The sequence below is a fragment of the Neptuniibacter sp. QD72_48 genome, from assembly GCF_047778065.1.
In the GTDB taxonomy this organism is placed as follows: domain Bacteria; phylum Pseudomonadota; class Gammaproteobacteria; order Pseudomonadales; family Balneatricaceae; genus Neptuniibacter.
Genome location: NZ_CP180547.1, coordinates 2,914,414 through 2,937,001, shown reverse-complemented (window position 1 = coordinate 2,937,001; position 22,588 = coordinate 2,914,414). Strand labels below are relative to the sequence as shown.

General features: G+C 43.2%; 19 protein-coding genes. 14 read left to right on the top strand and 5 right to left on the bottom strand.

Annotation, left to right across the window (positions count from 1 at the left end):
- From ACMXYX_RS13290 to ACMXYX_RS13245, 10 genes are all read left to right on the top strand, one after another.
- On the top strand, window positions 1-1,353 hold the full coding sequence (locus ACMXYX_RS13290; protein WP_415896812.1) for a GspE/PulE family protein: 1,353 nt from the start codon (window positions 1-3) through the stop codon (window positions 1,351-1,353).
- Window positions 1,353-2,132, top strand: coding sequence for a type II secretion system protein (locus ACMXYX_RS13285; RefSeq protein WP_415896811.1), 780 nt, complete (start codon window positions 1,353-1,355; stop codon window positions 2,130-2,132). The genes ACMXYX_RS13290 and ACMXYX_RS13285 overlap by 1 nt, the downstream gene beginning before the upstream one ends.
- Window positions 2,132-3,130, top strand: coding sequence for a prepilin-type N-terminal cleavage/methylation domain-containing protein (locus tag ACMXYX_RS13280; RefSeq protein WP_415896810.1), 999 nt, complete (start codon window positions 2,132-2,134; stop codon window positions 3,128-3,130). Before ACMXYX_RS13285 ends, ACMXYX_RS13280 begins: the two co-directional genes overlap by 1 nt.
- A 569-nt stretch (window positions 3,131-3,699) precedes the next feature.
- Window positions 3,700-5,211 carry a di-heme oxidoredictase family protein gene (locus ACMXYX_RS13275; RefSeq protein ID WP_415906088.1) on the top strand — a complete coding sequence of 504 codons (1,512 nt, stop codon included), beginning with the start codon at window positions 3,700-3,702 and terminating at the stop codon, window positions 5,209-5,211.
- A gap of 71 nt (window positions 5,212-5,282) precedes the next feature.
- Complete coding sequence (locus tag ACMXYX_RS13270) at window positions 5,283-6,233, top strand: AAA family ATPase (RefSeq protein WP_415896808.1); 951 nt, start codon at window positions 5,283-5,285, stop codon at window positions 6,231-6,233.
- Window positions 6,230-7,096: a DUF58 domain-containing protein gene (locus ACMXYX_RS13265; RefSeq protein ID WP_415896807.1), complete on the top strand. Its 867-nt coding sequence runs from the start codon at window positions 6,230-6,232 to the stop codon at window positions 7,094-7,096. The genes ACMXYX_RS13270 and ACMXYX_RS13265 overlap by 4 nt, the downstream gene beginning before the upstream one ends.
- A complete protein-coding gene (locus ACMXYX_RS13260; RefSeq protein ID WP_415896806.1) occupies window positions 7,093-9,168 on the top strand; it encodes a transglutaminaseTgpA domain-containing protein in 2,076 nt (691 codons plus the stop codon). The genes ACMXYX_RS13265 and ACMXYX_RS13260 overlap by 4 nt, the downstream gene beginning before the upstream one ends.
- Window positions 9,169-9,170: 2 nt before the next feature.
- Window positions 9,171-10,361: an FTR1 family iron permease gene (locus ACMXYX_RS13255; protein WP_415896805.1), complete on the top strand. Its 1,191-nt coding sequence runs from the start codon at window positions 9,171-9,173 to the stop codon at window positions 10,359-10,361.
- Window positions 10,362-10,745: 384 nt separating this feature from the next.
- Complete coding sequence (locus tag ACMXYX_RS13250) at window positions 10,746-12,056, top strand: YncE family protein (RefSeq protein ID WP_415896803.1); 1,311 nt, start codon at window positions 10,746-10,748, stop codon at window positions 12,054-12,056.
- Window positions 12,057-12,230: 174 nt separating this feature from the next.
- Complete coding sequence (locus ACMXYX_RS13245; protein WP_415906087.1) at window positions 12,231-12,893, top strand: hypothetical protein; 663 nt, start codon at window positions 12,231-12,233, stop codon at window positions 12,891-12,893.
- A 9-nt stretch (window positions 12,894-12,902) separates the two neighbouring features.
- Here the strand turns inward: ACMXYX_RS13245 and ACMXYX_RS13240 are convergent, their stop codons facing one another.
- Window positions 12,903-13,868: an ABC transporter substrate-binding protein gene (locus ACMXYX_RS13240; RefSeq protein WP_415896801.1), complete on the bottom strand. Its 966-nt coding sequence runs from the start codon at window positions 13,866-13,868 to the stop codon at window positions 12,903-12,905.
- Window positions 13,869-14,109: 241 nt separating this feature from the next.
- Here ACMXYX_RS13240 and ACMXYX_RS13235 point away from each other — a divergent pair, with 241 nt between their 5' ends.
- The gene (locus ACMXYX_RS13235; RefSeq protein WP_415882103.1) at window positions 14,110-15,327 is read left to right on the top strand and encodes an alpha/beta fold hydrolase; all 1,218 of its coding nucleotides are present in this window, start codon (window positions 14,110-14,112) and stop codon (window positions 15,325-15,327) included.
- 68 nt (window positions 15,328-15,395) lie between these two features.
- On the opposite strand, the gene ACMXYX_RS13230 is transcribed toward ACMXYX_RS13235, so the two are convergent.
- On the bottom strand, window positions 15,396-15,992 hold the full coding sequence (locus tag ACMXYX_RS13230; protein ID WP_415896800.1) for a pyridoxamine 5'-phosphate oxidase family protein: 597 nt from the start codon (window positions 15,990-15,992) through the stop codon (window positions 15,396-15,398).
- 97 nt (window positions 15,993-16,089) lie between these two features.
- Here ACMXYX_RS13230 and ACMXYX_RS13225 point away from each other — a divergent pair, with 97 nt between their 5' ends.
- Together ACMXYX_RS13225 and ACMXYX_RS13220 are read left to right on the top strand one after the other, a co-directional pair.
- The gene (locus tag ACMXYX_RS13225; protein ID WP_415906086.1) at window positions 16,090-17,550 is read left to right on the top strand and encodes a PLP-dependent aminotransferase family protein; all 1,461 of its coding nucleotides are present in this window, start codon (window positions 16,090-16,092) and stop codon (window positions 17,548-17,550) included.
- A 36-nt stretch (window positions 17,551-17,586) separates the two neighbouring features.
- Window positions 17,587-18,876 carry a DEAD/DEAH box helicase gene (locus ACMXYX_RS13220; RefSeq protein ID WP_415882100.1) on the top strand — a complete coding sequence of 430 codons (1,290 nt, stop codon included), beginning with the start codon at window positions 17,587-17,589 and terminating at the stop codon, window positions 18,874-18,876.
- On the opposite strand, the gene ACMXYX_RS13215 is transcribed toward ACMXYX_RS13220, so the two are convergent.
- The gene (locus tag ACMXYX_RS13215) at window positions 18,877-19,317 is read right to left on the bottom strand and encodes a BLUF domain-containing protein (RefSeq protein WP_415896797.1); all 441 of its coding nucleotides are present in this window, start codon (window positions 19,315-19,317) and stop codon (window positions 18,877-18,879) included.
- A gap of 200 nt (window positions 19,318-19,517) precedes the next feature.
- On the opposite strand from ACMXYX_RS13215, the gene ACMXYX_RS13210 reads away from it, so the two are divergent.
- Entirely contained in the window at window positions 19,518-19,697 is a 180-nt protein-coding gene (locus ACMXYX_RS13210) for a PCP reductase family protein (RefSeq protein ID WP_415882098.1), read from the top strand.
- 377 nt (window positions 19,698-20,074) lie between these two features.
- Here the strand turns inward: ACMXYX_RS13210 and cysG are convergent, their stop codons facing one another.
- Together cysG and ACMXYX_RS13200 are read right to left on the bottom strand one after the other, a co-directional pair.
- Window positions 20,075-21,499 carry a siroheme synthase CysG gene (cysG, locus tag ACMXYX_RS13205; RefSeq protein ID WP_415896796.1) on the bottom strand — a complete coding sequence of 475 codons (1,425 nt, stop codon included), beginning with the start codon at window positions 21,497-21,499 and terminating at the stop codon, window positions 20,075-20,077.
- Window positions 21,500-21,856: 357 nt separating this feature from the next.
- A complete protein-coding gene (locus ACMXYX_RS13200; RefSeq protein WP_415896795.1) occupies window positions 21,857-22,579 on the bottom strand; it encodes a phosphoadenylyl-sulfate reductase in 723 nt (240 codons plus the stop codon).
- Window positions 22,580-22,588 lie beyond the last annotated feature (9 nt).

The following is a 22,588-nucleotide window of genomic DNA, read 5'->3' as shown; positions in this document are numbered from 1 at the left end:
ATGCAATTTGATTTAACAAAATACGATGTTAGCGCAGATAACCTGATTTTTGCGGCTAATGAATCTGATGCGGATAGATTTGATCAGGGTACAGATACTTATAACGATCAAACGGCACCGTCTTATCTAAATGGTTTGTTGTTGGATGCAGTGCGCGAAGGTGCCTCTGATATTCACTTTGAGCCTTACGAAGAAAAGCTACGTATTCGTGTACGTGCCGATGGGGTAATGCGTGAGCTCACCTCTATGCCTCGCGGTTTTGGTAACTTGCTGACCATACGTCTTAAAGTTATTTCTGGTTTAGATATCGCGGAACATCGGGGTACTCAAAGTGGCCGTTTCCGTATGATGATCACAGATAAAGTGGGTTTAGATTTCCGTTGCTCGGTTACGCCGACACTCTTCGGTGAAACTATCGTTCTGCGTATGCTTTATCTGCCAGAAGAGCTGCTGAATTTAGATCATTTAGGTATGGATCAAAGTCAGATTCAATTGGCTCAGCAAGCAACTAAAAAGCAGCAAGGGATGATTCTAATTACCGGGCCTACTGGTAGCGGTAAAACCGTATCCTTGTATACCTTGTTAAAGCAGTTAAACAGCCAGCAGCGCAATATCTACACTATCGAAGACCCGATCGAAATTAACTTGCCAGGGGTTAATCAGATCAATGTCAGCCAGAAGCAGGGTATAACCTTTGCCAATGTAGCTCGTACGATTCTTCGTCAAGATCCGGATGTCATCATGCTAGGTGAAATGCGTGATCACGAAACGATCGATTCAGCGATTAAAGCTGCGCATACCGGTCACCTTGTTTTATCTACACTTCACGCAACCTCAGCACCTAAAGTGATATCGCGCTTGCGCAATATGGGGGTCGATCCTTACAACATCGCTTCGACGGTGAGCTTGATCATCAGTCAACGTTTACTTCGTAAGCTTGATCCTGCAAAGCGTGAACGAGCAGAGGTGCCTAAAGAACGTTTATTAGCAATCGGTTTTAAGGACGATGAACTACAAGGACTAGAGCTTTATCGAGCTAAAACCGGAGAAGGAAACCCTACAGGGTATAAAGGCCGAATTGGTATCTTCGAGGTTTTACCTGTGACTCATACCTTATCGCGTTTAATCGCAGATGGGGCTACTGACGCAGATATTGAAGCCTATGCTGATGCCAATGGTATTGCCGACCTTCGTCGTTCTGCACTGGACAAGCTCAAAGCAGGTTTAACGGATATAGATGAAGTAGAGCGCGTACTTGGTTTAGTTGAACAAGCTGAAACTGAGCTACTGAATATTCCAGAACTATTGCAGCTTAATCAGAGTCAATCTGAGCAAGTAGAGGAGGTTGTGTAATGTCTAATCAACATAATTTCCCAAATAAGAAAAACCAACAAGGTTTTACCCTTATCGAGCTGCTGGTGGTTGTCTCTGTATTAGCAGCTATGGCGGGTATCGCGGCTGTGGCAATGGATGGTTATGAGCAGGATGCTCAGGAACAGTTAGTGCAAACTGAAATGAAGCGTATTGCTTCAGCGATTTATCGGTTTAAAGAGGATACGGGGTATTTTCCGAAAGAGGGTATTTTTTCTGGTGATGCATTGTTTGGATCAGATGCAGGTTCTCAGAAAACGTTATATAACCATGTAGAAAACCTATCTTGGCTTTTTAATAGTCCACAAGTTTTAGATTCAAATGGTGATGATAAGGTTGATGGCGCAGATACACCTTATGAACGTTTATCGTGGAATGAAAATTCAGGAAGAGGGTGGCATGGTCCATATCTCACAATCGGATCGCAACGACGTCTCAGTAGTGAAGATTGTGATTTGGCTGTGCTAGATGTAGATAAAAGTTATTTGGGATTAACAGATCCTTTTGAACGTCAGACCTCTTATAACAGTCTTTCTGTTTGCTCGATCGTATTAGATGAGGGGAACTGGATTACACGCGAATCATCTGGTCGTGCTTACGGATATTTTACTGCATATAACAATAATGCTGTAGAAGACTGTAAGGATACAGGTAATGGCTGCATCGCATTGGTAAGTGCAGGGACTGATAGTGAATTAGATACTGATCTTACTGATGGTGTGACAAATGATATCGTTCATATTCTAAGGGTGAATCCATAATGAAAAATGTTGTAAATAAGCAGCATGGTTTTACCTTGCTGGAGCTTGTGGTTGTCGTTGCTGTAATGGGCTTGATCGCTTCTTTAGCGACCGAATTTGTTGTTCAGGAAACTAATCAACAGCGTTTTGAAACGACCAAAACGCGCGTAAGTATGATTCGCTACGCGGTTGTGGGTGATGATAGTCGGACAGTGAATAGTCAACCTATCATCAGTGGTTATGTTACTGATATGGGGGTGTTACCTACAGAGTTAAGGCAATTAATGATGGAAAGTTATTGCACTGATGCTCGTTATTTTAGTTCTACTGATTGTGGTGATAATGGCGGAGCTTGGGTGACTCAGTCAGGTTGGCAAGGGCCTTATCTTAAACCAACAAGTATGGAAAACATTACTGATGGTGAAGGGAATTCACGTCAAATACCTGTTTTTAGGGACGCTTGGGGGAACCGAAGTGCCGATAGTAATGAGGATTGGAAAAACTTTGGTTGGGACTTTGCTCGTGTAAATGATTCTTGGTCTAATGATGCAGCAGGTTTAAATTTAAAAGTACAAAGCTTTGGTTTAGATGGAGTAGCGGACACTACATCTCCTTCTTCGAGCAAAGAGTTTATTTTTGAACAGGATTATCCGGTTCTAGATGAGCTATCTTTCCCTCTGGTAACAGGAAATGATTATTTGGCATCAGGTCAAACAGTTTCATTTGAATTGGTAAACAATTCTGGGAGTAATGTAGATGTTTGCGTGAACTGGACTGGTGTGGATGATGATCATGAGGATTATTTAAATATGCCATCTGGTACAACTAACGACCATGATTTTCCAACCACTATGGGGTATGTAAATTTCTCGGTTGTCGCAGATAGTAATACATCTGATGGGGTTTGTGATAATAGCAATCCAGTCGATGCTGTATCAGTTTTATTTGCTTCGTCTTCAATCGTTACGGTATATGGGGCTGCTCCCTTACCAACGATTGAGATTTCGGTTGAACCTTAGTACTCGACACTGTTTTTGCATTTTGCATCTTACGGTATAGGTGCATGCTAATAGCACTAGATATGAAAGCTAGAATCAACACCAAGCTACTCTGAAAAATAAACGCCAAGCTATATGCGTATCCCGTGTATAGCTTGGTAATGAGTGTAAGCACTTTCAGCGTGGTTATCCCTGTCATAAATCCAACTCTTATTTTTATTGATGCAGGGCAGTATAGACAGCATAAATTGCACAAGGAGAAACGATTCTCATTTGTAAATTAGATAAAATTTTATTAAAATTCGCGCCTTTATTTACGAGTTGTTATATCTGTCTGTATTCACTATTTCATAAACATCATTAAATAGTGTTTCTTTGTATCTTTTGACAGTCGTGTAAGCTCAAACAGTAAGAATGGTTTCTGGCCCAGCATCAAAGGGTGATGTGGTGTTAGTTGCTTTCCTACTTCCTGAAGTTGTATTTGCTTATCAGCGCTCGTGGTGAGTGTGATTAGCGGTGCTCCTTCATTAAGCAGGCCTAAAATCAGGTCGTTGGAAAAATACTAATGCATATTAAAACTGGAGCCATCCATGACTTCCTCTGTTATCTCAGAATCGTCTGAGCATAATAAAAAATCGCCAAGCCTAGTATTAAAAGCAGGTTTAGGTGTTCTTGCCGTTAGCCTAGGTGTACTGGGCTATACCGTATACGAATCAAAAATTAAGCCTCTCTCCGGTTATGGTGATGATTGGGCTGCTTTAGATTACTTAAAAGATAAAGATCCTAAGGCTTTATCGGGTGGTGATCTAACTCACTTTATGTTCGGTGATGTTTCTTTTGTGTCTGAAGCGCAAAATTTACCTTGGCAGTTGCAAGCCACCTTTGATGATGGTGATGGTGTTTTCGAACGACCTTTTTCACCAGCGGTCGAAAGCGGGTATCGCTATGATGCGGATGGTGTAGGGCCCCTATTTAATCAGGTATCTTGCGAAGCCTGTCATATCGCTGATGGTCGCGCTGCACCGCCAACGGATCTTAGTAAACCAATGGAAGGCCTACTGTTTCGTGTATCTGTGCCGGGTAAAGGGAAACATGGAGGTCCCAAACCTCATCCAGTATATGGTGGCCAGTTAGCAGATAACTCTATTCCAGGTCATCAGTCAGAGATTTCTTTAGATATTACCTATGAGGAGATTGTCGGTTATTACGCTGATGGCAGTGAGTACCGTCTTTTAAAGCCTATCTATAGTTTCCCAGAACAGAACTACGGTCCGTTAGGTGATGATGCGATGATCTCGCCGCGTATAGCACCATTTATGATCGGTATGGGTCTGATTGATGCGATTACAGACAAATCAATTTTGGAATATGCGGATCCTGAAGATAAAGACGGTGATGGTATTTCCGGTAAGGTGAACAACGTGTGGAGTGTTGAGTTCAACAAACACATGATTGGTAAATATGGTTGGAAAGCTGAGACCCCAACGTTGAATCAGCAGGGTATGGATGCCGCTGTGAATGATATGGGTGTTACTAATCCATTGTTCCCAGTTGAAACCTGCACAAGTACACAAACAGCATGTAAAGAAGCTTTGTCTGGTACAACCGATGCACCGGTTGAAATGACCGAACAGCAAATGAATGCTGTGACAACGTATCTTGAATTCCTAGGTGTTCCAGGGCGTGACTATCTAGATAACCCGGATGTGATCCGTGGAGAAAAACTATTCAAAGATACCGGTTGTGAATCCTGTCACCGAGAGACCTTTGTAACAGGTACTGAACAACGTCAGCGTCGCTTACATAATCAGACCATTCACCCTTACTCAGACTTCCTTCTTCATGATATGGGGCCGGATTTAGCTGATCATCGTCCATCATTTGATGCGGATGGTTACGAATGGCGAACACCACCATTGTGGGGCATAGGTATGGTTGAGACTGTAAACGGTCATACCCGCTTTATGCATGATGGCCGCGCGCGTAACTTGGAAGAAGCGATTCTTTGGCATGGTGGCGAAGCTGAACAGTCTAAACAGGACTTCACTAAGCTTGAACAAGCTGACCGTGAAGCGATCGTTAAATTCCTTAAATCCCTATAAATGACTCATGCCAGCTGAGACAGCTGGCGTTTTTTTATTGCCTGAAATAAGCAGCCTTTGGAGCAGTGATAGTGACCTCATTAAATTTGCACTTAGAAACGCAGTCCGTTCGAAGTGAATTACAGCCGGTTTACCAGCAGTTAAATCAGCTGATTCTGGGTAAAGAGTTACAAATTAAATTGTCGCTTACCTGCTTATTGGCTAATGGGCATCTGCTTTTAGAAGATCTTCCGGGGATGGGTAAAACTGTACTTTCTCATTCCTTAGCGAAAGTGCTTGGATTGGATTATAACCGGGTTCAATTCACCAATGATCTGTTACCTGCAGACCTGCTTGGTGCATCAATCTACCAAGCGCAAAGTCAGTCTTTCCATTTCGTTGAAGGACCTGTGTTTACCCAGTTTCTTTTAGCTGACGAGATCAATCGCGCGACGCCTAAAACACAAAGTGCGTTGTTAGAAGCGATGGAGGAGCGACAGGTCAGTCTAGAGGGTGAGACACGTAAGTTACCCAACCCGTTCTTTGTTATAGCGACTCAAAACCCAGCTGAACAGATCGGTACTGCGCCTTTGCCTGAGTCTCAATTGGATCGTTTTCTAATGCGGATTCAAATGGGGTATCCAGTGAAGGCTGCGGAGTTAGAGATATTAGCAGGAGAAAGTCGACGTGACCTGCTGAATCAGGTTGAAAGCCTGATCGATATTGAACAGCTAGAGCAATATCAGAAGCAAGCAAGCGGCGTTGGATGTAGTGAAACCGCGTTGGCTAACCTGTATGAATTACTGCAGTTCAGCCGTGAAAGTAATCATTTCACCAATGGCTTATCCACACGTGCAGGTTTAGCATTGCTAAACGCAGCTAAAGCTTGGGCATGGTTGGAAGGTTCAGAACACCTGTTGCCTGCGCATATTCAAGCTGTTTTTCCTTATGTTGCAGGTCATCGTTTACAACGTATTAGCGGTGCTTGTAGTCCACTGGAAAATGGTCAGCTAATTTTAGAACAGGTTGCTGTTCCACGATGAAAGGCTGGCGTATAGCTCCAACAGGTTTAGGCATCGGTTTTTTGCTGATGCTGTTTGCGCTGTTACTGATAGCGATTAATTTCAGTAATAACCTGATTTTTACTTTGTGCTTTTTCCTAATGGCGGCATTCCTTCTTTCTGTCTGGTTTGTGATCCGCAATATGAATGGCATAGAAGTCGTTAATGTTCGGGTTAAGCCTGTTCATTTAGGCCAAAAAATTAATTATCAAATATCGGTTAAAGATCTGGTGGGTTCTGACCACCTTTATATCGAGCTAAATGGCAGCGATCGTTACTTCCACCTACCTGCTGATACAACTCAAATTTGGAATTTAGACCTCAATACTGATAAGAGAGGTTTGTCGATAGAGCAGCCATTAGAAATGAGCTGTATTTGGCCCTTAGGCTTATTTACCTTTAAACGAAAAATAGCGCAGTTACCTGAAGTTTTAATCTATCCCGAAGCGCAAGATCTTGCAGCATTAGATCAGCCTGCGAGTGGAAGTGCAGCGCATTCCCAATCAGAAGCAGAGGAGCTAGATGGACTTCGCGAGTACCAAGCTGGGGATAACTTAAAACGCATTGATTGGCGCGCAGTAGCACGTAGAGGTCAACTGCAGGTTAAGCATTTTGATGGTGCTGATGGTGACCCTAGCTTGTGGCTGGATTGGAACAATACTCAAGGCTTGGATTATGAGAGCCGAATCAGCTGCCTTTGCCATTGGGTACTGGAGTGCCAGCAAGCGGGTCGAGAGTTTGGTTTGAGACTACCGGCCAAGGAGATCGATCCTAATCGAACAGGTCAGCACGCCCAGCAGTGTTTAAGTGAGTTAGCCATGATGCCAGAGGAGGTCGTGTCGTGATCGGCTTTTTCTCCTCTCGTGCTCAATTATTGAGCCTTATTTTATTACTGTTAAGCGCTCTTCCTGCATGGGGGCACATTAGCTTTGTTCTCTTACTTGGTTCTGTTGCCGTTATCGCTACCCATCAGCAAATTAAACATAAGCCTGTTATACGCTGGGTAGTTCTGATCACCTGCTTATTAGGTTGTATCTCCCTCATTCACCTAAATGGCAAAGGCTGGTTCAATGCGACAGCCGTTCTTTCAGTCCTATATGCGGTATTAATTTTAAAATGGGCTGAGTCGAATACGCTTCGTGAATATAGGGTCGTTACTCTGGCGAGTACCTTGTTAGCGGCTTTGAGTAGCCTCTACCTACCTAGCTTACCTGCAATGGCATTTTTAATGATGACGGGTGTTTTGATGATCACCTGTTTAATTGCCATAAATGATTTTGAAGCACGTCTATCAGCGGGACAGTTGTTGAAGAAAAGTGGTCTTATTTCCATAGCTCTATTACCGATTACGGTAGTGCTGTTTATCACTATGCCTCGGATACAGGGGCCATTGTGGGATTTAGGCTTAGCCATTGGTTTACCTATTGAGCTGGCAATCGATCAAGATGCTACAGATATTGGCCTAAAGGGATCACTCAAAGCCGGTGAGGTGAGTCGCTTAAAACGTAGTGATACACCAGTATTAGTCGCCGAATTTAGTGGTTATGTGCCCTATAAGAGCCGTATGTATTGGCGAGGCCCGGTCTTTAGCGACTATGACGGAGTCAGTTGGAGTTTACCGGATAATTGGGATAAGCGAAGTAATCTGCTTAAGGGTTCTTACCGCGGACAAGAAGCAGTGGAGCAAGTTCTAACCAGTAAGCGTGATAAGGTCCATTACGAAGCTCGAGTTTCTCCTCATGCTGGGCATTGGTTATATGCCTTAGATCTACCGACAGGCCAAACACCTGAAGCACTAATATCGAAAGATATGCAGTTGTTAGGTATTCGTAAAGTTAGCTGGGAATTTAAATACGATATCTTTGCTTGGCTGGAATACAGTGGCGGTCGCAAACCTTCTGAACAGGAATTTGCAGCGTATTTAACTTATCCAGAAAATTCTAACCCGCGTTTGAAAGCTTTTGGTGAGGAGTTGGCGGTTAAATACGGTACCGATCAAGAAAAGATCGATGTGTTGTACACCCATCTCGCCTCAAATGGCTATCAAATGTCGCTAACCTCAGATATTGAGGAAAGTGCTCACAGTCTTGATCAATATTTCTTTGATGAAAAAACTGGAACGATCGAGCATCTAGCTTCTAGTACCGCAATGATTCTTAGGGCTGCTGGTATTCCTACACGTCTGATTAGTGGCTATCGCGGGGGGAGTTTAATAGCGCTGACTGACTTTGTCGTAGTTAAGCAGGAACATGCCCACGTTTGGGTTGAAGCTTGGAGTGATGATATAGGATGGCAGCGTATCGAAAGCAAAGACCTAGTCGTACCACCAGAGAAGTCAGCCGCACCGAAATCTAAGATTAAGACGAAGAAGCAAACTCAGTCGGCCGAAGCGAAACCGACAGCTGCTCCTGTAGCTGAAAAATCTCAAGCTAAGTCTAAATCAGTTAAAGACACGGAGAAGCAATCTACCTCCAGTTGGAGCTGGCTGAAAAAACTAAGCTCGGGTGTGGAAACTTGGGTTTTAAATTACAACCCTGATCGTCAAGTTGAGCTTCTTAAAAAGTCTGGTTTACGCAAAGTCGATTGGAAAAACCTCCTTGCCTTGAGTGTATTGGGCTTAGTGCTTTTAGCGATCGTCTATGCGCTCTTTTTACACGTTAAGAAAGCGAAAGTTGACCCTGTTAGTCGTGCTTTTGATCAGTTAAATGAACGGTTTGGTAAGTTGGATCTAGCTTGTTTAGACGGCGAATGTCCAAGCCAGTGGTTGAATCGGGTAAAAGTTGAAAAGCCAGAGCTATATCCTGCTCTGGAACAGGTCGTTAATCAGTACTTGGCGGTACGTTATGGTCAACAAGACACAGCAGAAGGGAAGGCACTTTTTGTGCGAGACGTAAAACGTTTGGTAGCGATGATATGACGATGAGAATATTTAAAATTTGGGTAATTCTATTCTGTGCTTCTATTGGTACAGCGGCGCAGGCAGCTAGTGATTATCCAGCCATTATGTTGCACCTGATAAGTGCGGGAGATAAAGCAGCAGAGGAATATCAGCCTGAACAAGCGATCGATTTTGGTAACCGCTTCTCGCAGCTCTATTTTGGGCATTTTGAAGGACAAGGATTGGAATTTGCAGTAGGCCAAGCTGATACCGATGCTATGTTACAGATAGAGCTTTCTTTTAGCCGACTTATTAACAGTGCGGTTACAGGAAAGCCTGTAACCGAAGTGCAAAACCAATGGCAGGACTTGAAAGCGTTATTAGAAGTCGCTCCGATGATCGATAGTGCTTCTGCTAGCTTTACCGAACTACTTGTTCAATCTTTCTTGATTCTACTACGAGAAGGGATCGAAGCTTTATTGGTAGTCGCTGCGCTTGTGACCTATCTCCGTAAAGCGGGAGCAGGGGATAAGGTTAATCTAATCTGGCTTGGTGCTTTGGCAGCTTTGGGTGCCAGTATCCTTACGGCTATTGCCTTAAACAAACTTATTCAAAACAGTGGTGCTGCTCGTGAAACCTTAGAAGGTTTGACCATGCTGGTGGCTGCTGTGTTGCTAAGTTATGTGAGCGCATGGCTCTTTGCGCGAAGAGAGATGCAACAATGGCAGGGGTATATCAATGATCGTTTAGGTCAAGCTATAGGCCAAGGAAGTTTATGGGCAGTTATCTCTGTTGCTTTCTTTGCAGTGTATCGAGAAGGTGCGGAAACGATCTTGTTCTATCAAGCTTTGATTAGCGATTCTGGAGGCGAACTTGATGCCATTATGGCAGGGTTTGCATGTGCGGTGGTAGCGTTGTTAGCAGTCTATGTATTGATCTTCCAGCTGTCTGTGAAATTACCACTTAAACAGTTCTTCACTGGAACAGCAGCACTTCTGTACAGCCTTTCAATCATCTTTGCCGGCAAGGCGACACTCGAATTGCAGGTGGCTGGATGGATAGGAAGTACTTACCTTGAATCAGCACCGACTGTTAGCTGGTTGGGTTTGTTCCCTACGCTGGAATCAATCGGTGCTCAGTTAGCATTGATGCTACTGCCAGTGTTGGGATGGATAATTACGCGTAAAAAAGCCTTTATCAAAGCTGAAAAAGTAGAAAATTCCGCAGCTTAAATAGCTGCTATAACAAAGAGTAGTTTGAGTCGTTTGGATTTCATTTGTCATTTATATTCTGTATATTGGTCATCAAGAGTGTTAGTTAACACTTAAAATGGAATCTATTAAATGGACTTTGATACTCTCAGGTTACTTAAGCCGCTTTGCTGAACCTTTCTGGAACGTTCTCCCGGAATTCTCCAGCCAGTATTGCTAGTCCATAATGATATTGTCTTCTGTTTTTATTGCTATAGAACCAGCAGTTTAAGTGATTGGGCAAATCTCCCTTGTTTATTGGGAGCTGAGTCGTCCATACTCTGCGGCGATGGCCAATATTTGACATGAAAAGTGATTAACTACTTTTAAACAGCAACAGACTTGTATCTTTAAAAGGACTTAGAAATGAAAAAACTGAAAAGCTATTTGTCATATGCAATTCTAGCCGGTATAGCTACTCAAACTTCAATATCAAATGCTGACGAAGTTCGCCATATAGATTTAGTGACTAACGATCTCATTTATAATCCGGTTGATGAAAAAATATACGCTAGTATTCCTGGTTCTCAGGGTACTAATGGAAATTCGATTGTAACTATTGATCCTGTAACAGGGGCAATTGGATCGTTTGTATATGTAGGTAGTGAACCTGGTGCGCTAGCAGTATCAGATGATGGCGAGTACCTATATATTGGGCTTAGTGGTTCAGCTAGTGTAGTTCCTTATCATATACCTACTATGACAGCTCGCTCTCCAATCGCTCTAGGTGATGATCCCCATTTTGGCCCGCTATATGCTGAAGATATTGAAGTGCAGCCGGGTAATCCTGACTTAATAGCCGTTTCTTTGAAACGTACTGCAGTTACCCCGCGTCATGGGGGCGTTGCTATATTTGATAATGGTGTTAAGTTGGCGGAAACGACAAGTAGTCATACTGGAAGCAATGTAATTGAATTTGGTTATTCGCCGAGTGTGTTATACGGATACAATAACGAAACTTCTGAATTCGGTTTCCGAACAATGGATGTTCATGAAACTGGGGTCACCACTCTAGATACAAAACAAACAGCAATCTCTGGTTATCGGGTTGATATAGAGTTTCATGATGGTGTTGTTTATTCGACTTCGGGTGATGCAATTGATTCTGTCACAGGCATCCAATTAGGTTCTTTTGCCAATGTAAGTTTTGCAGATGATGTAGCCGTAGATTCAAATCGTGACAAAGTGTATTTCCTAGATAATGGTGAAATCCAAACCTTTGCCAAAACAACTTATACTTTTGAAAAAGCAGAATTTTACGGCGGGTCAGATACTGATAATTTAGTATTGTGGGGGGATTCAGGATTAGCGTACAGCTCGGCTGATCAAGTGATCCTAGTCTCTGAAGAAACACCAACTAAACTAAGTCTTCATCCTAGCTCAGGCGAGTTTATTAGTACCCAAAATTTTGACTTTGCAGCTGTAGTTACTGGGCCGAATCAAGTAATTGATTTTTCTGCTTCGGTTGGTAATGTTGATATAACCAACGTGCTTAGTAACTGTATTCTTGGTGGAAATGAACTTCAGCAAAAAACACTTCGTTGTGCTGGATTTGGTAACCGTTTAGTTCAGGAATTAGGAAATGGCCCTCATGTGGTTGATATGGTTATTGGGCTAGATAATGCAACTAAGATGGAAGCTTCTGTTACTTGGGAGTTTATTAATACAACTGAATAGTAAAAATGTTCTGTTGTTAGTAAAGGCTGTGCAATATGCTCGGCCTTTTTTATACACTCTATTTTTAAATGCATGGAATTGTTTCGGTTGGTTTCATATTGACCATATAAGGATGTAAGCATACTGTTTAAAAGTGAATCGTAAACTTTATGGATGAAGGCTATGTCAGAGGGAATGAATGGAAAGTTATGGACAATAATCCTTACTGGTGTTTTTGCTCTTGCTGGTACTGTGGTTGGGGGATGGTTAGAAGCGGAATCTAAAATTGAGCTTGAACGAACCAAGTTAGACTCCAGTGTAATCTCCTTAGCGCTTTCGCAAAAAACAGAAAAGGAACGGCAGGCTTTTTTAGAATTTTTGGTTGGGACTAATCTGATTAAAGACCAAGAAACAAAAGAAGGGCTAAAAGAATATTTTGAAGGTCCTAATGCGAAATCCCCCCCTTTTATAGCTCCCAAACTAAATACAGATTTAACTGAACGTACTTTAGAGAATGCAAGTAATACGGATATCGACTTTTTTATCTGTGAAAAGGATATACGTAATGAACAACTGATTCTGCTACTTCAGAAATCGCATGCAGTAATATCTGAACATGGTGAATTTGGAGAGAGTAAATATAAATCTTGGGGGCCTACTCTATATAAAGAGGTCGCAGAAGAAGAGTTAAGTGGGAAAGCTACAGTCATTATTGACTTTGATCATCCTGAATATGCCGAACGTGAAGTTATTCATCGTCAGTTAAAATCAGTTAATGGTCAGTTACCTATCGTTTTTATGGATAACCGAGGTAGTCGTACGCCTTGGAGATTGAGTGTGATTCTTTGCGCCGAGTAGACCTATAGATTAGTTCATCCACTCAACCTGACGCTCGATATCAGTAGGTAGCTTAAGTTGCCAACGTTTAAGTTCTGACTTTGAAAAGAGATATCGTCCTTTCTTGGGAGTAACGATAGGCGGATTAGGGAAACGTTGTTCTCTAAGATAATGATTGACTATCTCTGCACTGGATCTGCCTTGATCGGCGCCTGAGAGGACGAGCCCGCCTACTGCTTTACCCTCGCCTATAGAGTATCCCCAGAAACCGAATAAGGGGATTTGTGAGCGTTGGCTACTCCAGCGGCTCGTTACATCTAGCTCTACCGCGACTCCATTGTTATCCAATAACTTTGCGTAATTGGCGATAATGATCAGGTCGTAGCCTTTAGCTTTGCTTTGTTCAATCTCAGTTTGCCATTCCTGAAGGTGTTTGAAGCGTCTGACATTGACTTGTACGCCTGCAATCTCTTGACGCATCTTAGAATCGAAAGATGTGTTAATAATAGCTGTAGTTGTAGGGCCATCATCCATCAATACTAGGATTCTTCTTAATTTAGGCACTATGCGTGTAAGCTCCGCTACGGAACGTTTTAAAAGAGGGCGCTCTAGTACGCCTGCAAGGTTAGTTGTGAGTGGAAGAACAAGCCTTGGATTACCATTTATCCCTAGAAAAACAACCTTATACCCTTGTTGAAGCGCAGGTTTGCCAACTAAGCGAAGAGCGTTGTCATCTGATACGACCACCACTTTCGGTTTTTTTTGTTGGATAAGTTGGATTGCCTCGTTTGCTTTCGTTTGAAAATCTCGATGCGGGATACGTTTAGTATCCATTTGATAGTCTTCTAAACTTGCGGTGTCTAAGCGATCTTTGAACGCGGTATAGTATTCCTGAACCCAAGGGTAGGCATGGTGATAGCTATGAACAAAAAATACATCGAGAGAATATGCCGGTAAGCAAAAGCAACAAAGTAAGATCCCTGTAAATAGCTTCATCTCTGACTCATCTGCCTGCGAGTGTTATTTTCAATATAGGCAGGTATCCAACAGCATTCCATTTAGCTATTACTATTTAATAGTGAGCTTTTCTCAGTCTCTTTAGCCTAAGTGCTTGAACAATTTTTAAAACCTTAGGTCATAAATCTTACCTATCCAATCTATAGAGAGAAGCAAATGGAGCTTGTTGAATGCTTGATGAATACTGTTTCTATATTGGTTGAGTTTGTGAGGAATGAACATGAAAACAGAGCGTTTAGAATTTAAAGGCCACGATGGATCAGTGCTAGCGGCTCGCTTGGATCTACCCGTTGGCAAACCTGCTGCTTATGCATTGTTTGCGCACTGTTTTACCTGTTCCAAAGATATACCTGCCGCTAGGCGAATAGCTCAACGTCTAGCATCTTTAGGGATCGCTGTGCTTCGTTTTGATTTTACCGGTTTGGGGCATTCGGGTGGGGAATTTGCAAATACGGGGTTTAGTTCTAACGTAGCCGATCTGGCATTAGCGGCTGATTACTTACGAGAAAACTATCAGGCACCGCAATTGTTGATAGGTCACTCTCTGGGTGGTGCCGCAGTTTTGGCTGCGGCAGATAGAATAGCAGAGGCGAAAGCTGTAGTTACGATTGGTGCTCCAGCTGAACCTGGACATGTTATTCATAATTTTGGTGATCATGTAAATACAATCTGTAACCAAGGTTCGGCAGAAGTGGAGCTGGGTGGTAGGGCATTTACCATTCGCCGTGAATTTATAGACGATATTTCAGATGTATCCTTAGAGACTAAGGTTAAGCATCTGAAAAAAGCGCTACTGGTGCTGCATGCACCCATGGATGTAACCGTAAGTTTGGATAATGCCGCACGTATATTCCAAATGGCTAAACACCCCAAAAGCTTTATCACCCTAGATAATGCTGATCATCTGCTTACGCGTGTTGAGGATGCCGAGTATACCGCTGAAGTGATTTCAACTTGGGTGCAGCGTTATATAGACGTTGAACTGTTACCAAAACAGATGAATGCCCCTGAGGGTGTTGTTCGGGTAAGTGAAGCTGATCCGGAGAGTTTTACTCAGGATATCAGCGCAGCAGGTCACCATATAATTGCAGATGAACCGGTGAGTTATGGCGGTAATCATCTAGGCTCCACACCTTACCAATTAGTTGCTGCTGGTTTAGGGGCTTGTACCTCAATGACGATTCGCATGTACGCGCGTCATAAACAGTTGCCACTGGAGCATGTGCAGGTGGATGTTATCCATGACAAAATCCATGCAGAGGATTGTTCTAGCTGTGAACAATCAGGGGGCAAAGTAGATCAGTTTGTGAGGCGTATAACGCTGATCGGTGACTTATCTGAGGAAGAGCGACAACGTTTGCTTGATATTGCAGATCGATGCCCCGTTCATAAAACCTTGGAAGGTGAGATCAATATTAAGACCGCGTTATCTAGCTAGCCATTCAAATGGCTAGGTAAGTGAAGGTTTTACAGCATAGCGCTGTAAAACCTTTCATATAGATCTACCTATTCGTAAATAATCTCATCGAATACTTGGCGGATAGGTTGAACACCCGCCCAAACATCCAATTCCATATCTTCAGGTTCATCCACAGGTGCTCCGGTTCTAACTTTTGCTGAAACTTGCTCGATTTTAAATTCCAAAACCGCAGTGGCTTTGAGCTCGACATCATTGGCCTGTCTCGCTTCTTGTGATCTTCCGGTTTTGACCTTTTCTAGCATCAAGTCTAATTGTCGACGCTTTTCCTGTTCTTCTTCGATTAGCTTAGCCTTGCCATACATGATTACACTTCGAAAGTTGACTGAATGGTGGAAAGCAGACCGCGCAAACACTAATCCATCCAGCAAGGTAATTCCTATTGCTGCTTCCTCTCCGGCGAGTAATGCTTGGAACAAACCATTTTTACTTGAACCGTGGATATAGAGGTAATCGCCTTCGCGCCAGTGGAGTGTTGGTTGAATCATTGTTTGCTCGCGCCAATTGCATGAAACATGGCAGACAAGTGCTTCATCCATGATCTGATAAATTGTTTCTTGATTATAGGTCGCTTTTTTCAACCCACGTTTAACCTGTGTTTTTGGCGTAGGGGTAAAGTGACTCATCTGCTTGTCCTCCTCATATTTATGGGTTGATTGGTTTAGATGGTGGAAGAGTAATGGTTATAATTGGTCTATGTGAGATCCAATATTTGTATATTTAATGGGCCCAATTTTGTTGAGTGCGCAGCTGCTAAACATTCTTAAGTCCCCTGAAAGCGTTGATGAGGGGGCTCGTTATCAGGTTATTTTTAAACGTCTGCAGTTGGCTATTTTGCAGGGGGCGCTGGTGGGTGGTACTCGTTTACCTGCAACTCGTGAGTTATCGAGTGCGCTTGGTGTTGCCCGTAATACAGTTAAAACTGCCTATGAAATGTTAGTTGCCGAGGGTTATGTTGAAACGGTGACAGGTTCAGGGAGTTATGTCGCTCACTTACCTGAGTCAGTGTTGAGAAATAAGCCTTCGAAAACGAAGCAAGACCCCGGTTTGTCGGTTTCGGAATATGCAAAGCAATTCTTAGGTTTTACGCCTTTAAATCCAGATACGCGAAAGTTACTGCAACCGGGAATACCCGCAATCGATCAGTTTCCGATAGAGCAATGGAAACGCTGTTTAGCGAGAGCCGCATCGTTTAAGTTACTAGAGTCATCGCCTCCGGCAGGTGATTTAAGACTGCGGGAGCAGATCTCAAAATATTTATTGCGACACCGAGGAATAGAGGTAAAAGCCGATCAGATTTTGGTGACCTCCGGCTCCCAGCAAGCGATCCATATGGTTGCTCAGTTACTCACTAATTCAGGTGATCGGGTGGTGGTTGAAACTCCGGGGTTTCCAGGGATATCTGGTGCTTTTAAAGCAGCGGGGTGCAAGATTGATACGGTTCAGTTTCCTCTAATTGATGCGCTAAAACAGAAGGCTGCGTTATTGAGTTTGACGCCTTCTCGTAACTTTCCTTTAGGGCATACGATATCGCTTGCAGAAAGGTTGGAGGTTATTCGTTGGGCTGAAGCAGAAGATGCTTGGATTTTAGAGGATGATTACGATTCAGAGTTTGCCTTAGGTCATCCTGTTTCTTCACTATTTGCAATCAGTGATTATCAACGGGTCATCTATACCGGGACTTTTAGTCGATCGATGTTTCCTGCAATACGTTTAGGTTATGTGGTACTACCTGAACTTTTAGTGCCTTTATTTAGTAGAGCGCGACGCTATATGGATGGTGGATTATCCGGCGTGACTCAAGTGGCGATGGCTGAGTTTATGGAGCAAGGCTATTTTGCACGGCATCTCAAAAAGATGAGTGGTTTGTATCAGAAACGGCTTAACATTCTATCTCAAGAGGTCAAAGCTAGCTGTTTGTCTGACTTGCCTATTTTGGGCGCTGAAGGAGGAATGCATCTGGTATTGGGGTTGCCAGATGAGATAGAAGACAAGCGACTGGTTAAACAGCTAAAACAAGATGGCTTGGGTGTAAGAGCATTATCGGGCTATACCCAAGAGGGGCCGAAATTAAATGGTTTGGTGATTGGATATTGTGCTGAGTCGGAAGAGCAGATTAGACGAGGTATTCAGTTAATTGGTAAACATTATAAAAATGTTCGGGGCCACTCTAAGTTAGGTTAAAATGAGCAGCTTATAACTTGTGAGTACTTTGTTGCGATGACTACCCCTGTTTTCTCTGATCTGAATTTATGCCCTGAACTGCTGACTGGTTTGGAAAAACTCGGGTATACCCAGCCAACTCCGATTCAAGCTAAAGCAATCCCTTTAGTGTTAAAAGGCGAAGATTTACTAGCGGAAGCGCAAACGGGTACAGGTAAAACGGCTAGCTTCGCTTTGCCTATCATTGAAAAGTTAAGTAAAACACCGCCGCAACAAAACTACCGTCAAGTTAGAGCGCTAGTTTTAGCGCCTACGCGTGAGCTGGCCATTCAAGTGGCAGATAATACATTGGAGTATGGCCGTCCTTTAGGTATGCGTGTGATGTCTATCTATGGCGGCGTACGTCTGGATAACCAGATTCGTAAACTGAAACGCGGTGCCGATATTCTGGTAGCAACGCCGGGGCGTTTGTTAGATTTGTTACAGCAAAAAGTGATTAACCTCGATCATCTAGAGTTTTTAGTCTTGGACGAGGCGGATCGAATGCTTGATTTGGGCTTTATCGATCCCATTCAAAAGATTATGGATTATGCTGCAGAGCCTCGCCAGACGCTTTTATTTACCGCGACAGCAGATGAAAGCATCGAAGTATTAGCCGACTTTTACCTCAATAATCCACAGAAGATCAAAGTCTCTCCGCGTAACTCGACGGCGAAACAAGTGAAGCAGATCGCTTATTCTGTGGATAACAGTGATAAGTCTGAGATCCTGAGTTATCTGATTCAAGAAGAGAAGTGGGGCCAAACCCTAGTATTTGCTCGAACTAAAAAGCGAGTTGATGAGCTTGTACAGTATCTGAATAAAGAAGATATCTACGCTGCTGCAATTCATGGTGACAAAACTCAGCGTGAGCGTGAGCGCATGTTCAAAGAATTTTTAAGTGGCGAATTACACGTTCTGGTTGCTACTGATGTTGCAGCGCGAGGTTTAGATATCGAGGCTCTACCTTACGTTGTGAATTACGACCTGCCGAATGTTCCAGAAGCTTATGTGCATCGTATCGGCCGAACAGGTCGAGCAGGGGAAAGTGGCGAAGCGATCTCTCTAGTTGCACCAGCAGAACGAGACTTTCTTAAGCGTATTGAGCAACTGATTAAACAGAAAATTCGATTAAGACCGGTTCCAAGAATCGAGAACGGTAAACGCATAGAGATTGAAGACTTTGCTGATCGGCCAATGAAGAAGCGCCCAGCGAAAGGTAAAAAACAAGTTAAGCGGGAACAAGTAGAAGCTTACCAGCCTGATACATCCAAACGTGCCATTAGACCGGGTTTATTTAAGAAATAATTAGCTTTGTTTCCATTCGGGGAGCGCTTGCATCATCTTAAGGTCATCGATTAAAGCAAGTGCTTTCCAGCCTTCGAGAGGGAAGCGAATATCTCCCTTATCTTCGCCGTATTTTGCTTTTAGTTGCTCGACTTGATCGGTATTAAAGTCGAGTAGACCTAGACCTTTCATCCCCCACCCTGCAAAAAGCCGGCTGTCGATGAGTTCAAAAGAGATAAGTTGAATGTTCGTATGCCTTGGATCGTGCACTAGTGTCATAAAAAGCTTATTAACAGATTCATAGCGTCCTTCGATTACTTGAAGAAAGTTATGCTGAGAAGCCAGTAAGACACCTGTTATCTCATTTGTTTCGTTGTTTTTCTCGCTTTGGTGCAGAATGTTGCGGACTTGTTCCCAATCCATTTTGCTAATGGGTTCACTTTTATAGATGAGGCGATACATATAAAGCTCCACGTAATATCTGCACGTAGTGACAAGCAGGATCATTTCCCTGTAAGGATCTATTGATACATCTACAGCATAGTTCCTTTCTAACTGTGGAAAAGTAAATTGCTGAGTAAAACCCAATAGACACTGTCTGTTTTCTGTTCAGGCCAGAGTGCGTATAATGTGCGGCTTTAATTCTTAATTGGTAAAAAGTAATGTCAGGCAAACTAGAGTGGGACGAAGCTGCGAAACAGCGTGTAGATGCAGCACCTTTCTTTGTACGTAAGCTAATTCGTCATAAGGTAGAGAAGGCTGCTCGTCAGCAAGGCCTAGAGCGTATCACTGAAGAGTTGCTTGATAAGGTCAAGAAAAAGCAGATGGATAGCCAAAAGTAAGCGGTTAGCCTCAATAAGAGCGGTTGACCATGCTATTGCTCAACCGCTTATCTCAAAGCAGGTTATTCTGCCTGTGACCAAACTTTCTTCCTTCTATGTTTTTATCCCCTCGATAACCTCAGTCAGCGATAGCCCCGTCTCCCTGATAAATATCAGTGCAGATTTCCGTTTGTAATTTACTCACAATGCCGTTTATCTGGTTGAATAATAGCTAAGGAAGTGATGTTGTTGGCAAAGTGTTTAGAAAAGCAGCATTTGCTTTGAGGCTAGATATAACAAGGGCTATGGCGATCTAAACCAAAGATATCCACGGGTTTTAAATAGAGTTACCCCCAGAATTTGGGGGTAACTGGTTTGATCGTATTTCCTATAGAAAATTAAGGTTCGGCTTTAACTGGCGTTAGGTTTTGAGCTAAGACTTCTTCGCCAAACCAGCTTAGGTTTTCATGTAGCTCAACCACCTCGCCTACGATGATCAAAGCTGGTGCCGGTAGCTTAGCTTCCTCTTGTAACTGAGGTAGCGTTTCCAAAGTACCGGTCAGTACTTTTTGATCTGCTGATGTCCCACGGGAGATGATTGCTGCAGGTGTAGATGCTGGTTTGCCATGCTCAATCATCTTAGCAGCGAGTTGAGGCAAGGTATGTAGACCCATGTAAAAAACGACCGTTTGGTTAGGGTGAACTAACTCGTTAAAGTTCAGATCGGTCGTACGGTTTTTAAGCTGGCCGGTTACAAATTTAACCGACTGTGCATAGTTTCTGTGAGTCAGCGGAATGCCGGCAAATGTTGAGCAAGCACTAGCGGCTGTGATGCCTGGTACCACTTGGAAAGGGATATTATGTTTTTTAAGAGTTTGTAGCTCTTCGCCACCGCGCCCAAAGATAAAGGGATCACCACCTTTTAAACGTACAACTCTCTGTCCCAGTTTGGCATGCTTTACTAGAAGTTCGTTGATACCTTCTTGTGGGACAGCGTGATTATCACGTTTTTTACCGACAAAAATCAGATCGGCATCACGACGGCAAAGATCTAACACTTCTGGGGAAACAAGCGCATCGTAGAGGACGATATCGGCTTGTTGCATCAGGCGTAGTGCTTTAAATGTTAATAACTCCGGGTCTCCAGGGCCTCCGCCGACAAGGTAAACTTCGCCTACCTGATGTTCTGGGTCTTCGTTTGAGAGTTTATCAGCAATCATTTTTGCCGCTTCTTCATCACGCCCAGCGAATACTTTTTCGGCGATTTGGCCCTGCAGCACGTTTTCCCAGAAAACACGTCGATGGTTAACCGTACTGAACGTCTCTTTTACCTGATCGCGGAAATGGTTCGCGATACTCGCAAGCTTGCCGTAGGATTTTGGAATCCATGTTTCTAATCGAGCTCTTAGCAATCGAGCAAGAACAGGGGCGCTACCACCAGATGACACGCCTATAACGATAGGAGAGCGATCGACAATAGCTGGGAATACAAAGGTGCAAAGTTTCGGGCTATCAACAACATTCACTGGAATATTCTTTTCGACTGCATCGAAATGAACCCGCTCGTTCAGTGGCTCATCATCCGTAGCAGCGATGACTAAGGTTTTGTCGTCTAAAAGGGCTGCATGATACTCACCAACAATTGCCGTACCTTGGTTTTCATCTAAAAGGTCTTGTAGATCGTCGCATACCTTATGAGAGATAACGGTGACATGAGCGCCCGCCCTGCACAGTAATTTCGCTTTACGTAAGGCTATGTTTCCTCCACCTACAAGCAAGACTTTCTGATTGGTCAGCTTAAAAAATAGCGGTAGGTAATCCACAAAATCTCTCCAGAAAATGACTCAGGTTTTATCTACCTGATAGGTCGGTTGTCTTTATTTAAGAATAAGTTATGCAACCTATATGCCTAAGAATGATTGATTTAATCGTTATCTATATAAAGCCAAGTGCATAGCTATACAGAGCTGAAACCAACCGTATTTATATCTATTAGTTTACCAGTAGATTTAGGTTTTGGGCGTATAGAAAGGGAGCTAATTCACCGAATTGGGGCGAGCTTATATTCAGTGCTAAAAAATGGTGCATCTTAGAATTAAGATGATCCTGCACCAAACAGATCTACTGAATGGTGCAGGGGGATCTCCTGTCAGAGAAAGCTTCCTGCTATCTCTTAGGTATTACTTTTTAAAATTTAGCGGCGTTGCTGGGTGTAAACCGCATTCACGGTTTTCTGGGTTTTCCCACCACCAACGGCCAGAACGTACATCTTCACCCATAGAGATTGCACGTGTGCATGGTGCACAGCCAATACTTGGGTAGTGTTTGTCATGTAGTTCGTTGTAAGGAACATCATTTGCTTTGATGTATGCCCAAACCTCTTTCTCTGACCAATCTGCCAGAGGGTTAAGTTTGTGCATATTATTGCCTTCATCCCACTCTTCGAACTGGATCTCATCACGAGTGACAGACTGTTCACGGCGAAGGCCTGTAATCCAAGCTTTATGGCCAGAGAGCGCACGTTTTAGTGGTTTGATTTTACGAACAAAGCAGCAGCCTTTACGTAGCTCTTGTGACTCATAAAAAGCATTAACACCGTTCTCTGCAACATAAGCTTCAACGTCCGCACCTTCAGGGTAGTAAACGTTGAATGTTACATTGGCGTATTGCTTTTGCACGTCAGCAAGAAGCTTAAGTGTTTCTTCAGGCAGACGGCCTGTGTCTAAGACAAAGTTGTTGATTTCTGGACAGAATTTGCTGATAAGGTCAGCGATAACTACGTCTTCAGCACCTAGGCTATTTGCAAAGACTAAGGATCCCTCATGATCCTGATAGCCTTTTTTAAGTAGAGCTGCAACGGCTTCAACCTTTGCTTGTAGCTCTGCAGTAATTTGCTCACTCATAAATAGGAC

Excerpts from the sequence above, each read along its gene's own strand:
- ACMXYX_RS13240 (WP_415896801.1), bottom strand. The coding sequence starts at position 13,868 with ATGAAGCTATTTACAGGGATCTTACTTTGTTGCTTTTGCTTACCGGCA.
- ACMXYX_RS13200 (WP_415896795.1), bottom strand. The coding sequence starts at position 22,579 with ATGAGTGAGCAAATTACTGCAGAGCTACAAGCAAAGGTTGAAGCCGTT.
- ACMXYX_RS13210 (WP_415882098.1), top strand. The coding sequence starts at position 19,518 with ATGTCAGGCAAACTAGAGTGGGACGAAGCTGCGAAACAGCGTGTAGAT.
- ACMXYX_RS13250 (WP_415896803.1), top strand. The coding sequence starts at position 10,746 with ATGAAAAAACTGAAAAGCTATTTGTCATATGCAATTCTAGCCGGTATA.
- ACMXYX_RS13245 (WP_415906087.1), top strand. The coding sequence starts at position 12,231 with ATGAATGGAAAGTTATGGACAATAATCCTTACTGGTGTTTTTGCTCTT.
- ACMXYX_RS13280 (WP_415896810.1), top strand. The coding sequence starts at position 2,132 with ATGAAAAATGTTGTAAATAAGCAGCATGGTTTTACCTTGCTGGAGCTT.
- ACMXYX_RS13230 (WP_415896800.1), bottom strand. The coding sequence starts at position 15,992 with ATGAGTCACTTTACCCCTACGCCAAAAACACAGGTTAAACGTGGGTTG.
- ACMXYX_RS13290 (WP_415896812.1), top strand. The coding sequence starts at position 1 with ATGCAATTTGATTTAACAAAATACGATGTTAGCGCAGATAACCTGATT.
- ACMXYX_RS13285 (WP_415896811.1), top strand. The coding sequence starts at position 1,353 with ATGTCTAATCAACATAATTTCCCAAATAAGAAAAACCAACAAGGTTTT.
- ACMXYX_RS13265 (WP_415896807.1), top strand. The coding sequence starts at position 6,230 with ATGAAAGGCTGGCGTATAGCTCCAACAGGTTTAGGCATCGGTTTTTTG.
- ACMXYX_RS13220 (WP_415882100.1), top strand. The coding sequence starts at position 17,587 with ATGACTACCCCTGTTTTCTCTGATCTGAATTTATGCCCTGAACTGCTG.
- ACMXYX_RS13225 (WP_415906086.1), top strand. The coding sequence starts at position 16,090 with ATGGGCCCAATTTTGTTGAGTGCGCAGCTGCTAAACATTCTTAAGTCC.
- ACMXYX_RS13275 (WP_415906088.1), top strand. The coding sequence starts at position 3,700 with ATGACTTCCTCTGTTATCTCAGAATCGTCTGAGCATAATAAAAAATCG.
- ACMXYX_RS13255 (WP_415896805.1), top strand. The coding sequence starts at position 9,171 with ATGAGAATATTTAAAATTTGGGTAATTCTATTCTGTGCTTCTATTGGT.
- ACMXYX_RS13215 (WP_415896797.1), bottom strand. The coding sequence starts at position 19,317 with ATGTATCGCCTCATCTATAAAAGTGAACCCATTAGCAAAATGGATTGG.
- ACMXYX_RS13235 (WP_415882103.1), top strand. The coding sequence starts at position 14,110 with ATGAAAACAGAGCGTTTAGAATTTAAAGGCCACGATGGATCAGTGCTA.